Origin of the sequence: Pantoea sp. Cr_R13 (assembly GCF_029222565.1) — a bacterium.
In the GTDB taxonomy this organism is placed as follows: Bacteria; Pseudomonadota; Gammaproteobacteria; order Enterobacterales; family Enterobacteriaceae; genus Pantoea; species Pantoea eucalypti.
Map to the genome: position 1 here is coordinate 244,664 of NZ_JARHXL010000018.1, position 12,970 is coordinate 257,633.

Here is a 12,970-nt window from a genome sequence, read left to right on the forward strand (position 1 = left end):
AATGCCAGCCATTAGCTGCCCATTGCAGCTATTCCAACCAGGAGAATCCCCTTACATGCTGGCATTCCTCAAACAGGTGCGCAGACCAACGCTGGATCTGCCAATCGAACTGCGGCGCAAGATGTGGTTCAAGCCGTTTATGCAGTCCTATCTGGTGGTCTTTATCGGCTACCTGACCATGTATCTAATCCGCAAAAACTTCAATATCGCGCAGAACGATATGATCACCACCTACGGACTGAGCATGACGCAGCTGGGGATGATCGGTCTGGGTTTCTCCATCACCTATGGCGTCGGGAAAACCCTGGTCTCTTATTATGCTGACGGCAAAAACACCAAGCAGTTCCTGCCGTTTATGCTGATTCTTTCGGCCATCTGTATGCTGGGTTTCAGCGCCAGCATGGGCACAGGTTCCGTCAGCCTGTTCCTGATGATCACCTTTTATGCTTTAAGCGGATTCTTCCAGAGTACCGGCGGCTCCTGTAGCTACTCCACCATCACGAAGTGGACGCCGCGCCGCAAGCGTGGCACCTATCTGGGGATGTGGAATATCTCCCACAACCTCGGCGGTGCCGGTGCGGCAGGCGTGGCGCTGTTTGGTGCCAATGTGCTGTTCAACGGCCATGTGATTGGGATGTTTATCTTCCCGTCTATTATCGCGCTGATTGTTGGTTTTATCGGCCTGTGCTACGGCAGCGATTCCCCGGAGTCTTATGGCCTGGGCAAGGCCGAAGAGCTGTTTGACGAAGAGCTAAGCGATGAGGATAAAGAAGCTGAAGATGAGTCGATGACCAAATGGCAGATCTTTGTCGAGTACGTACTGAAGAACAAGGTGATCTGGCTGCTCTGCTTCGCAAACATCTTCCTCTATGTGGTGCGCATCGGGATCGATCAGTGGTCAACGGTTTACGCCTTCCAGGAGCTGAAGCTCTCTAAAGAGGTGGCGATTCAGGGCTTTACCCTGTTTGAAGTGGGTGCACTGGTGGGTACGCTGATGTGGGGCTGGCTATCCGATCTGGCCAATGGCCGTCGTGCGCTGGTGGCCTGCGTCGCACTGGCGTTGATTATCGCCACGCTCGGGATCTATCAGCATGCCAGCAACCAGTATGTCTATCTGGCCTCGCTGTTCGCACTGGGCTTTCTGGTCTTTGGCCCACAGTTGTTAATCGGCGTTGCCGCGGTCGGCTTTGTGCCGAAAAAAGCGATTGGCGCAGCGGATGGGATCAAAGGCACTTTCGCTTACCTGATTGGTGACAGTTTTGCCAAACTGGGCCTGGGCATGATTGCCGACGGCACACCAATATTTGGCCTGACCGGCTGGGCGGGTACCTTTGCCGCACTGGATGCTGCCGCTATCGCCTGTATCTGCCTGATGGCGTTGGTTGCAGTGATGGAAGAACGCAAGATTCGCCGCGAGAAACGACTACAGCGTCTGAAGATGGTGTAAAGAAAAAACTTGGCCCGGCGTAAGCCGGGCTTTCCCGCCAGGTTCTGCCCTCAGCAATTGATGTAGCCCCACCAATCTGATCACTGCCAGTCAGCCCGGAAACCCTCCCATCCCCTTTCACATATTCTTTCACCTCGTCCCCGATTATTTCGAAAATTCCCTGTCAGGTGGTCAGTCTGACCACCAGGTTGTGGCCATGTTTTAATATTTACATGGCTGAGGGCCTTTGTTTAGATGATAACTGACACCTCGAATAAAAAATTAAGCGGAACCTGATGATGATGAAGGCGCTGACTGAGCGGCAACTGACGATTATGCGACAGCTTATTTCTCATAACAGTTACGTGAGCCTGCAATTTATTTCTGAAAAAACAGCCATCACCAGCCGAACCTTACGCCGCGACATCGCTGACATTAATGAAAAACTGGCTGACTTGGGGATCAATATCAGCGGAAAAAGTGGGAGAGGGATCACAATTAAATTCTCTGATGCCCAGGCAGAAATAGCTGCGCGCCGGATTTTTTCAACCGAGATAGATGATTTCAGCAGCAACTTCAGAATGCTAAAAATAGCATCGGATTTATTAATGCTTTCACCAAAAAGTTCATCCATTAGCGAGCTCGCGGATAAATATTTTATCAGCCGTGCGTCGATAGTGAATGATTTAAAAACACTGGAAGTCTGGTTGCATCAGTTTAATTTAACGTTATTGAAAAGCCGCGTCGGCACCAGTATTAAAGGCAGTGACCAGAATATTCGCATGGCGATGAAAGCGCTGGTATTAAAATCGATTTATAACCGTCAGGACATGATGGAAAGCCGCCTGGATGAAAGCACACTGCAGGAGCTTTCAGAAAAATTTGGTCAGCAGGCTGTCCATTTTACCCTGCAACTCATCAATTTTATTGAACAGCAACTGCACTATACGATTAGCGATCCTTACTACATTAATTTGTTTACCCACATTCTGGTGCTGATTCACCGCAGTCACTCGCCGACGCACAGGACCGACGCGCGCGCTGTGACCATGAGCCGGGTCAGCGATCATCACGCCTGGCAGGTTTCGCTGGCGGTGGTAGAGCGCATCGAGACCGCCTGTAATACGGTGCTGGTGGCTGAAGAGTCTCACTCTATCTATCAATATCTTGTCTCCTCCGGTAAAGCGGGCGGTGAGGTGCCATTGCAGGATGAGTCGCTAATTTCAGAACGTGAAACCCGCTTTGCGCAGGAGTTGATTAGCCGGGTGGCGCAGCGCATCAACATTGAAATCACGACCGACCAGAACCTGCAGGCGTCCTTGTCCTCGCATATCAAGCCGATGCTGAACCGTCTGAGATATCACATCCGGATTAAAAATCCGCTGCTGCATGATATCCAGACCGAGCTGGGAACGGTTTTTGCCGCCGTCAAAGCGGTGATCAACCAGCTGACGCAGGAGTACAGCCTGGATGCGATCAGTGACGATGAGGTGGCGTACCTGACGGTGCATATCCAGGCGGCCATTGAAAACAGCATCAAAGTAAAACGGGTACTGCTGGTCTGCTCCAGCGGTCTGGGCACGTCGCAGCTGCTTTACGGGCGGATTATCCGCGCCTTTCCCGACTGGAAGATCATCGACATCGTGCCTGGGAAAAATATCGCGGACTCCCTGAAACGCCATGAGTGTGATGTGGTGATATCCACCATCCGGCTGGAGCCGCTGGAAAAACCGGTGGTTTATGTTTCAGCGCTGTTTTCGGCGAAAGATATCACAAGAGTCACAGAATGTCTGGTATCGAATTCAATTAATTAATAATGGAGAAGTAATATGACAACAGCCGTGGCGATTAATGAAGTTCTGAAAGAAGAGTGCATTATTCTCGATGTCGATTGCCAGACAAAAGAGCAGATTATTTCTCAGTTGACTGACCTGCTCTGCCAGACCGGCGCGGTCACCGATAAAGCAGCATTTCTGAAGGATGTTTATCTGCGTGAAGAATTAGGCTCTACCGGATTTGAAAACCATATTGCGATTCCGCACGGTAAATCCGCTGCCGTCGCAAAAACCCGGATTGCCGTGGGCCGTTTACGCCGCGATATTCCATGGGAAACCATTGACGGCACCAGTGTTCGTTTAGTGATTCTTTTCGCGGTAAAAGAGTCTGATAAAGATGTCGGTCATATCAAAATGCTCGCCAGAATATCCATTGCGCTGGGCGATGAAGATGTCGTCGAACAGTTACTGACTGTCCCGCATCGAGAAGAGATGTTTCATTTACTGTTGTCCCGCTCGGGATCCTGAATAAATCAGAGAATGTAATGAGATAAAAAGCTTAAGGAGGTATTCCAGGTTGTAGCCATTCCTTCAGACCGAAAAACATAAATATAAAATTTTCACTGGAGAACGTTTATGAACATTATTGCCATTACCGCCTGTCCTACAGGTGTAGCCCACACCTACCTGGCCGAAAGTAATTTGAAAAAAGCGGCTAAAAAACTGGGCCTGAATGTATTAGTTGAAACCCAGGGGGCGATTGAAAGCGAATATATTTTCAGCGAAGACGATATTCATCGGGCCGACGTGGTGTTAATTGCCGCGGATAAGAAAGTAGAGATGACGCGCTTCCAGCACAAAAACGTGATTGAGGTGCCCGTTACCCGAGCCGCAAAAGATGCCGAAGGCCTGTTAAACGCCATCGTGAATGGTGAGCTGGCTCCCCGACTGGTGGATTCTGCATCGCAGACGAATGCGTCTGAACCGGCTAACAGTGCCCGTGAAACATCAGGTTCCCGCTCCTGGATGTCTGAGATTTATGTGCACCTCATCACCGGTGTGAACCTGATGATCCCATTTGTGGTGGCGGGCGGCATTCTGATCGCCCTGAGCTTTTCGTTCGGGATTACTGCGGCCACACCAGGGGACGCGAATTTCAGCCCGATAGCGAAGATGCTCTCTGATATTGGCGGCGGTTCGGCCTTTGCCCTGATGCTGCCGATTCTGGCACTGGGCATCAGCCAGTCTATCAGCGGCAAAGCAGGCATCGTGGCGGGTGCAGTGGGCGGGATGATGGCGATCCACACCGGCTCCGGCTTCCTCGGGGCACTGACTGCGGGGTTCCTGGCAGGATACATCACGCTGTTGATCAATAACCATATTCATCTGCCTAAAGCGGTCGCCGGCCTGAAACCCATTTTGATTGTGCCGCTGCTGAGTGTGCTGCTGACCGGTGCACTGATGGCGCTGTTGATTGGTGAACCGATTAAAATGCTGCTCGGCTGGCTGACCGCCTTCCTGAGTTCTCTGGGTAACGCTAACGCCGCCCTCCTCGGCCTGCTGTTCGGCATGATGGTGGCCTTCGATATGGGCGGCCCACTGAATAAAACCGTCTGTATGTTTGCGATTGGCCTGATGTCGAGCGGCATCTATGGACCGATTGCCGCCTGTATGGCGGCGGGCATGGTGCCGCCGCTGGGCATCGCGCTGGCAACTACCCTCTTCCGCCGCAAATTCACAGAGCAGGAGCGTGAGACCGGCAAAGTCACTTATATCCTCGGCCTGTCGTTTATTACCGAAGGCGCGATTCCCTATGCGGTCGCCGATCCACTGCGCGTCATCCCGGCCATTGTGGCGGGTTCCGGCTTAGCGGGCGCCCTGTCGATGATGCTGGGCTGTGCTTCCCGCGCCCCGCACGGCGGCATTTTCGTCATCTTCATTCCTAACGTGATCAGCAATGTCATGGGTTATCTGTTTGCGATTGCCGCAGGCAGTTTACTGACCGCACTGATCCTGATGTTCCTGAAAAAAGATCTCTCCGTTCCTGCAAAACAAGGATAAAACCTATGCTTTACAACATGAAAGACCTGCTCAGCGTTGCCCAGCGTCATCAGTTTGGTGTGGGCGCGTTCAACATCGCCAGCGCCGAGTTTGGACGCGTGGCGGTTGAGACTGCGGAGCGACTGGATTCACCGCTGATTCTGGAGATCCATCCTGAAGAGATGGCGTTTACCGGCCCGGAATTTATCGGCTATCTGCGGACGCTGGCGATTCAGGCGCGTGTGCCAGTGGTAATCCATCTGGACCATGGCCGTTCGCTGGAAGAGGTGATGAAAGCGATCTACGCCGGTTTTACCTCGGTGATGATTGACGCCTCGTCTCATCCTTTCGAGCAGAATATTGCGCTGACGAAGAAGATTGTCGAGATAGCGCACACGATTAATGTCTCCGTGGAAGCGGAGCTGGGCACCATCGGTGTGGCGGAAGGCAGCGGCGAAGGCGGCAGCAACGAGATTCTCTATACCGATCCGCAGCAGGCCGAGACCTTTGTACGCGAAACCGGCACCGATACGCTGGCGGTCGCCATCGGCACCTCGCATGGCCTCTATCCCAAAGGGAAGCAGCCGAAGCTGGATATCGAGCGTTTGCAGCAGATTCGTAAGGTGGTGGATATTCCGCTGGTGCTGCATGGCGGTTCGGGTAACAAAGACTGTGAGGTCGCGGAGTCGATTCGTTATGGCGTCGGCAAGATTAATATCTCCAGCGACATGAAGAAGGCTTTTTTTGTGGCGCTGGATCAGGAGCTGAAACAGGGCGGACACGAGCCTAATTCACTCTTCGTTAAACCGATGCAGGCGGCAAGTGAAGTGGTCGCAGCGAAGATGGCGCTGTTTAGTTCGGTGGGGAAAGCGGGGCTGTATCGGTAAGGGAAGTGCCAATCGTTACTGTAACCCGGCTGCGATTCAAAGAGACACTGAGGATTCGGTGTCTCTTTACAGGCATTAATACAATCAGCGATCTGTTCAGCCCCGAACGGTAATAGATATGGTCAGTCTGGATATTGATGGCGCCTTATATTACCAGTGAAACGCTGAGCAAGCGTCAATGCAAAATCTATGGCGTTACTTAACTCTCACTACTGAGCAGATTGCCCTCCTCCGTCACATCCTCGTCATCTTTTAATTTAAATCCCTGCTCGCCTTAGAAGACATAACGACATTTTTTATAGCGGCATGATCCCTACGTTTCTGTGCGGGCGATAGTCCTCGTCAGCCGGATCTGTGCTATCAGAGCGTCTGATTGCATCAGAGTGGCTTGGTCGGTCAAGGTTCAGGGTGATTTGCTTTGGTTATTCTGCAGCTGAAACGTCAGCCGGCGGCGTTGAAAGAATCTCGCAACGTTTATCCAGTAGCGACTCAACAGACGCCCGATTGCCCTTATCCCAGCCGCGCCGGGTGGTTAGTAAGATAAACCCTTTTTCTCCCGAGAATGTCGTGGGAATAAGCGCCACGCCAGACTCCGCCAGCTGTGGCGGCGACAGATGGAAATGGCGTGCCACGGAGGAGACAGGATAGATCCCCATCGCCGTGGGCTGTATAACGCGACGGGCATAGTAGGTGTGGTTCAGCAAACGGTCGGGCAAGGGTCGCCAGTCATTACCAATATAGGGGCGCTCGGCCTGAAGCTGGCGATAGACATCCTCCCGCAGGCAGGTCAGATGAATATGCAGTTGATTCTGGCTGCGGCCATAAGCAGAGTTTAGCGCCATGCCGAGCCAATCCTCCGGCACTTCAGCCCCATAGGCCGCCATCAGACGATAACGCATTAACCAGGCGTAACCGAAATAATCGGGACGTCCGGGCCGCGTCAGCGCAATGCTCTCAATGCCGGACATCGCCATTGTCGGCACCAGAATAAAGTGCAGCTTATGGCGAGGATTCTGGATGATGCTGTAGCCCTGTGTGCTGTCCTGCGGCTGATAGACTTGCTGGCACGGAGCCGGATCGCGACGGTAATGATAGTTATTCATGCAGAGATCATGCGTGACCGTCCACAGTGCGTCAGAGCGGGCGCATCCTGTCAGCAGCAGCGCGATAACCAGCGGCAGAGACCGACATCGCCATAGCATTTTCCCGTTTAGTGGATTCAGTCCGGTCAGGCGACTCAATGCAGGTATAACCTCATTAGCAAGGGTTTATAGTGGGGGCGCTTTTTATCCGAATGGCAAATCAGCATTCAGCCTTAAGCAAGAGATGCACTAACCTTTTGCTTCAAAAGCTTCAGGAATTCTGCAGGCGTCGTTTCCCATAAATCTGTAGAAAATTCCGCGCCATAGCAGCTTTCGAAATCCTGCTCCAGATTGTCAGTCTCCCTCATAAATTGTTCAATATCACCTATCAAGCCATGCCGGGAGGCGGGAGTAGAATCTGCAATCCATGCGTTGATTTGAGCATCTACACTTTCACCACGACCGAACAGGTCATAATCCTGTCCAAAATAGATGGCGATAAGGCTATCCAGTCCGGCTATGTTAATGTTTTTCAAAGTCGTAACCTCGGCGACTCAATTATTCAGAACCTTGGTCAGCTCAACCTCACGGGTTATGGGATTAAAGTATAGATAGAACTGATCCCCATCCAACTGTTCAGGCCTTGCCCATATTTCCTTCTCACCCAGACTGCGCTTTTGCTTCGCGTATCCCAGCTTTTCGAGATAAGCGCGCAGCGATGCAGTATCTGCAGCTCCTTTAAATACGATGCTATTTGTAGGAGAATAACCGTCACCAGGGTGCGACTCGAAATAGAACTCGTCCGTTATACGTGGTGCTTTTTCGATATCTGAGTCTGTCAGTGTATGATATTTAAAAAAATCGTGTTGTGTGTAAACAGTCGCCTCATTTGAGCACGCTGCAACAAACCAGACAAACAGACCGCCACAAATAAGCACGGTAGCAACCATAAGCGCGGACCACTTAAACAGGTTTTTCATTGCTTCGTCCCCATGAATGAGAGTGATGTCCCATCATTGGTAACGACCTTAACAATTCCAGATGTGAAATCGTTCCACGGCCTGAGCCAGGTCATAAAATGCGGAAGATATACTTTATACGGCTGATGTCGCAGGCATTTATCATCCGGGTCGGGAAAAAGAATCGGTCGGAATCCATGATTTTTATGGGAACCGATAGCCCCATAGTAGTCCCAGCGCCGAACAGCTGAATCATAGCTGACTGGCTTGAGACGATAGCCATATCGACCCGGTATGATAGCCCGATAAAAACCAAACAGATCGGAAACCAAATCCTCACCACTGAAACCGCTGTCTGTATACCATGAGAATGAACGTAGACTTTGCAGGCTTTCGAATCTGGATGCGGTGTTCATCATCATCGCCAGCATGATTCTGTTAATCTCATCGGTGTCCCGGCCTCGCTTGATTTCCCAGTGAGAAAACTTCCCGACGCCAAACCGCGATTTGAACTTAAAAACGCCCATATCCTGCCGGTACATGACTGGATAAGATGGCTTGCTGCTACGCTCACCTTCAGCGAACTGACGCCTCAACGCAGCCACGTCATTGCCACGGGCATGGCCCATATCAATCCAGCCCAACACCTCGGTGTAAACTATGCCTCTGTCGAGTACGTCAAAGGATGCCCCATCCTTAATTTCTCTTCGGGTGCTCATACTTACATCTCCTTATGTAGTTTGCTCGTGAATGGTATAGATGATTTTTCAGACAGTCCAGCCGGGAAGCTGTTTCATTAGCCTGCTTACCATTGATTAATATTCCAGGTGTGCTGCATGCCGGTTTGGGCAACAAAGCGGGCGCTCCGCCTTCTTATTCTTTGTGATAAGAGAAATCAGCTGTGACTAGATGCGAAACTGACTTAGCAGATTGAACCTCATAGGCGAAATAGTATCGTTCTCCCGTTGTGAATTTAAATCCGAACACAGGAAGGCACTCACCTTTTGGAACATAAACAGGCTTGTCATCAAAAACCCTGTGAAAGGAGTCACTTTTATCGCTGTTGATTTGAATGGCAGTGATACTTTCTTGTGGCTCCAGTGGCGACACTACACAAACTCGATTGTCTTTGAGAAACGCCGTTGTAGATACGCGCCCCACCATTCGATCGCCAGGCCCAGGACATCCCGTTAAGAGAAATACGACACCCAGCAATATTTTGTTTTTCATGTTCAACGCTCCTTCCCTGTTACGACTTTATGGCAATGCGAGGGGCAAAAAACTACTTCACTTATTATAAAATTCGTTTTTTTTATTCATCTTCTTCTCAATCACTCTGACTATGATCTGATAACCGTTGAGGGTTACCACTGTTCTGGTGACTATTAGCGTAACCCCCACAAACCTTCAATATCGCGTTGATTGTATAGCTTTGCTAACGCTGTCCAAAAATTCTGCTCTCCCTCTGTAGATTGATCTGATGGCTTTACCAGAAGGAAAGTTATTACGAGCAAGGTGACGGCGATAAGGATTCCATCCCTTGCCGGGACACGTTTCGCTTCCATTTAACACCAACTCAATTGTGCAAAAGACATTAGCCCGTTACGTAATTTTACCTGTGAGGTATAGAGTAATGTCTGCCGAATAGCCATGAAATCAGTTCGGTGTTGTAAAGTGATGTAGCCTAAAGACACGCCGAGCGGCGCCGCGAAAATGCAGCCTGAAATTCCCTCGCTCTACATTATTCACCTTGATATTTAACCGCTCCCGATGCGATCTCGGGAGCGGCTTTCCATTCAAACGACTTTCTGTTTACCGGATATAACCTGAATAAACTCCTGAACCTGCTTTTGTTTCCGCGCCGACAGCTTGCATACCTGGCGCAGCGACTGCACTAGTTCGCTCTCCTGCCGGGCAGTGAGCACAATACAGCCTTCCATTACCTTTACCTCTACGACTGTGCCAGTGACAAAGCCGGCTGCTTCCAGCCATTGTCCTTTCATAGTGATGGCGGGAATCCGGCTGTAATCCGGATAGCGGCTCGCGTAGCCAACCGTCAGCTGGCGGTTATTTGAAGGCGAGACTTCTGGTTCCGACAGTTGTGCACTAGAATGGGCGTCAGTCATGATTACTATTCCCTATAAATAGTGATTGTGATTAGCGGCGCGGGTGTGTTGGCGCACATTCGCACCGCGCTAAATACCTGTATATATCATCAGTAAAGCGACAAAAAGTCCAGCTGAAAGCAGCGTGAAATAATTTTTTATAAAATAATTTGAATATAAATATTAATATTTATCTGGCGGTAAATAATAAGGCGCGCACCGGCAAGGCCCGCACTAAAATAATAACCAGGATTTTCTACGCGGGCCTTTTTACCTGTTCAGACTGTACGTTCGGATTTAATTTTCTCCAGCAACGCGGCAGCGCTGTTTTCTCCGCTGATTAATTCAGGGTCTACAGCCGCCACTGCACGGTGAGTTCACCCTGGAATACTTTCGCCAGGATTAGTTGTCGGATTTATTGACGGACTGATAGTCGCGGCTTAGGGCGATTCAGCGAAAACCATGGGTCCAGGTACCACGCCAGGCTTATCATTCGATCCCGCTCGATCCCGCTTGATAGTGAAGGGACTGATGTGGCTGGCAGAGCCGATTTTTCTTGTACCAGAGTATGTGTTTATAGCTGCGGCGGCAGGGATTGGGCTGACAGTATCGATTACGGGCGGATCTATCAAAAAATACACGTGATGCAATCATTTCCAGCCTGACTGAAACAAACTGTTCAGGATTTACCAGCAGGCTATCAATAACTTTCGCTGGCAACATTTATGCTGTGAGAGACACTGTACATTGACTTTTCACTCCCCAGATAGTTTACTTTTTTTATTATAGTTACACCCTGAGTGAATCTATGCCATCAAAAATAAACTGGCTGTTGCAAAACACCTCTCCAGGAAGCCTGGTTTTGCAATCCTGGCTAACCCGGAACAACATATCGCCTTCTCTGGCCTATAAATACGCGCAAAGTGGCTGGCTGAAAAAACTGCGGGCTGGCGTTTATGCGCGCTCAGGACGAGAACCGGACTGGAGTGATGCGCTATGGAGTCTTCAAAGCCAGCTTGACGCGCCAGTGCATCTGGCCGGACTGAGCAGCCTCTCCTGGCAGGGCCGTTCCCATTACCTGCAACTTAAGCAGAGTCAATGCTGGCTTAGCGTTGAAAACAAAACAATATTGCCTAAATGGTTTAAAGAATTTCCCGGCGTTGAGTGGCTGATAGTATCAGCTCTGAAGCTTCCTCAACTGGATGAGAAGTTCCGAACCGAGCTCGACGTTAAAGGAAAAAAATTAACTGCCAGCGTACCAGAGCTGGCAGCCTATGAGCTGTTAAGCGCAGTCCCTCAGGTAATCTCATTCGAGCACGCTGCCGAGCTTTTTCAGGGACTGGTCAATCTCAATCCACGTAAAGTCGAGAAGCTACTTACGCTCAGTCAGTCCGTACAAACAAAGCGATTGTATCTGTTTTTCGCCAGTTTTTATGATCATGCCTGGTTCAGGCGCGTAGATACCAGCAAAATCGACCTGGGATCGGGTAACCGACAAGTAGTTGTTAATGGCAAGCTGGATACGCAGTACATGATTACTGTGCCCGAAAATTTTACCAGGAAGGGAATAAGCCATGGATAAAACCTCCCCCTACTACCGCCAGGTCTCCCTGCTGGTTAGAGCATTACCCTATGTCGCTAACGAGACCTGTTTTGCGCTGAAAGGGGGAACCGCGATCAACTTATTCATTCGCGATTTTCCCCGATTGTCCGTTGATATCGATCTGGCTTATATCCCACTGGAAAGCAGAGAGGTCGCCTTACCGCCTTACCCAACGTGCGGGAGGCGCTAAGCCGCATCGCCGCTGAATTGGAAGTAAAAGCCAGGATCAGTGCAGTGCTGCAAACCCATAATCCCGATGAGATGCGTATCATAGCCACTACGGACGACGCGCAAATTAAAATCGAGGTTTCACCCGTTGCCCGGGGAACCTTGTATCCACCGCAAGAACGCGACGTCGTGGAAGCTGTGGAAGAAGAGTTTGGTTTTGCCGCGATCCCGGTAGTCTCACTGCCTGACCTGTATGGCGGCAAGCTATGTGCTGCGTTAGATCGACAACATCCCAGAGATTTCTACGACGTTAAAATGCTCCTTCATACACAGGGAATCGACCGCGCAATATTCAATGGCTTTATCGCTTATTTGCTTAGCCATAATCGCCCCTTATCCGAAGTGCTTAGCCCACGCTGGAAAGATATTACCGAACCCTTTCAAAATGAATTCAGCGGCATGACCCTTGAGGAGGTCTCACTGGAAGCGCTGGGAGAGGTCCCGGAAAGAATGCTTAGTGCGCTGAAAGCGCATTTCACTCAACAGGATTTCGACTTCCTGATGTCATTTAAACGCGGAGAACCTGACTGGAATTTAGCACCAGAATCCCACATTCAGAATTTACCAGCCGTTCAATGGAAGCTGCGAAATATAGGGCGGATGAATGAGGAAAAGCGCGTGCAGTCGCTGGATAAACTGGAAAAGGTCATGACAGAATGGCTAAGGTAGTTTACTTTTTTTGTTATAGTTACACCAATAGTGTAACTATATGATTTTAGATAAACCAGAAAATCCCTTTGAGGATAACTTTCCCTCCTACATTTAAAAATAAGACTGCTGTTGGCCTCGCAGGCGATGTGGTTTTCGGGATCTGCCGGTTTTTGATGCAGGCCATAAGTCCGGGTTTGTTTATCATCATGTCAGA

12 protein-coding genes and 2 pseudogenes are annotated in these 12,970 nt (G+C 50.2%); 7 read left to right on the top strand and 7 right to left on the bottom strand.

All coding sequences use genetic code 11. From position 1 onward, the window contains the following. Nucleotides 1–55: 55 nt before the first annotated feature. From uhpT to P2R09_RS18070, 5 genes are all read left to right on the top strand, one after another. Nucleotides 56–1,447, top strand: a complete 1,392-nt coding sequence (gene uhpT / locus P2R09_RS18050) for a hexose-6-phosphate:phosphate antiporter (RefSeq protein WP_275771741.1) — start codon at nucleotides 56–58, stop codon at nucleotides 1,445–1,447. Between the two features lie 314 nt (nucleotides 1,448–1,761). Further along, on the top strand, nucleotides 1,762–3,240 hold the full coding sequence (locus P2R09_RS18055; protein ID WP_275772125.1) for a transcription antiterminator: 1,479 nt from the start codon (nucleotides 1,762–1,764) through the stop codon (nucleotides 3,238–3,240). Nucleotides 3,241–3,255: 15 nt separating this feature from the next. Further along, nucleotides 3,256–3,729, top strand: a complete 474-nt coding sequence (locus tag P2R09_RS18060; RefSeq protein ID WP_008925510.1) for a PTS sugar transporter subunit IIA — start codon at nucleotides 3,256–3,258, stop codon at nucleotides 3,727–3,729. A gap of 108 nt (nucleotides 3,730–3,837) precedes the next feature. After that, on the top strand, nucleotides 3,838–5,262 hold the full coding sequence (locus P2R09_RS18065) for a fructose-specific PTS transporter subunit EIIC (protein ID WP_275771743.1): 1,425 nt from the start codon (nucleotides 3,838–3,840) through the stop codon (nucleotides 5,260–5,262). Nucleotides 5,263–5,267: 5 nt separating this feature from the next. Next, nucleotides 5,268–6,128, top strand: a complete 861-nt coding sequence (locus tag P2R09_RS18070) for a ketose-bisphosphate aldolase (RefSeq protein ID WP_275771745.1) — start codon at nucleotides 5,268–5,270, stop codon at nucleotides 6,126–6,128. A gap of 422 nt (nucleotides 6,129–6,550) precedes the next feature. Here the strand turns inward: P2R09_RS18070 and P2R09_RS18075 are convergent, their stop codons facing one another. The 7 genes and pseudogenes from P2R09_RS18075 to P2R09_RS18105 all read right to left on the bottom strand — a co-directional run. After that, a complete protein-coding gene (locus P2R09_RS18075) occupies nucleotides 6,551–7,330 on the bottom strand; it encodes a CDP-diacylglycerol diphosphatase (protein ID WP_275772127.1) in 780 nt (259 codons plus the stop codon). A 113-nt stretch (nucleotides 7,331–7,443) separates the two neighbouring features. After that, complete coding sequence (locus P2R09_RS18080) at nucleotides 7,444–7,746, bottom strand: contact-dependent growth inhibition system immunity protein (RefSeq protein WP_275771748.1); 303 nt, start codon at nucleotides 7,744–7,746, stop codon at nucleotides 7,444–7,446. Nucleotides 7,747–7,764: 18 nt separating this feature from the next. Next, entirely contained in the window at nucleotides 7,765–8,190 is a 426-nt protein-coding gene (locus tag P2R09_RS18085) for a hypothetical protein (RefSeq protein WP_078804791.1), read from the bottom strand. Beyond that, nucleotides 8,187–8,888 (bottom strand): hypothetical protein, encoded by a 702-nt coding sequence (locus tag P2R09_RS18090; RefSeq protein ID WP_039658871.1) that lies wholly within the window; start codon nucleotides 8,886–8,888, stop codon nucleotides 8,187–8,189. The genes P2R09_RS18085 and P2R09_RS18090 overlap by 4 nt, the downstream gene beginning before the upstream one ends. 154 nt (nucleotides 8,889–9,042) lie before the next feature. Next, nucleotides 9,043–9,399, bottom strand: coding sequence for a putative T6SS immunity periplasmic lipoprotein (locus tag P2R09_RS18095; protein ID WP_039658872.1), 357 nt, complete (start codon nucleotides 9,397–9,399; stop codon nucleotides 9,043–9,045). A gap of 566 nt (nucleotides 9,400–9,965) precedes the next feature. Then, on the bottom strand, nucleotides 9,966–10,295 hold the full coding sequence (gene symE, locus P2R09_RS18100; RefSeq protein ID WP_275771752.1) for an endoribonuclease SymE: 330 nt from the start codon (nucleotides 10,293–10,295) through the stop codon (nucleotides 9,966–9,968). A 257-nt stretch (nucleotides 10,296–10,552) separates the two neighbouring features. Then, nucleotides 10,553–10,689 (bottom strand): annotated as a pseudogene (locus tag P2R09_RS18105) (restriction endonuclease subunit S); the annotation flags it as partial. Nucleotides 10,690–11,082: 393 nt separating this feature from the next. Here P2R09_RS18105 and P2R09_RS18110 point away from each other — a divergent pair. After that, complete coding sequence (locus tag P2R09_RS18110; RefSeq protein WP_275771754.1) at nucleotides 11,083–11,856, top strand: type IV toxin-antitoxin system AbiEi family antitoxin; 774 nt, start codon at nucleotides 11,083–11,085, stop codon at nucleotides 11,854–11,856. Beyond that, nucleotides 11,849–12,774, top strand: a pseudogene (locus tag P2R09_RS18115) (nucleotidyl transferase AbiEii/AbiGii toxin family protein). Before P2R09_RS18110 ends, P2R09_RS18115 begins: the two are co-directional and overlap by 8 nt. The last annotated feature ends 196 nt before the right edge of the window (nucleotides 12,775–12,970 follow it).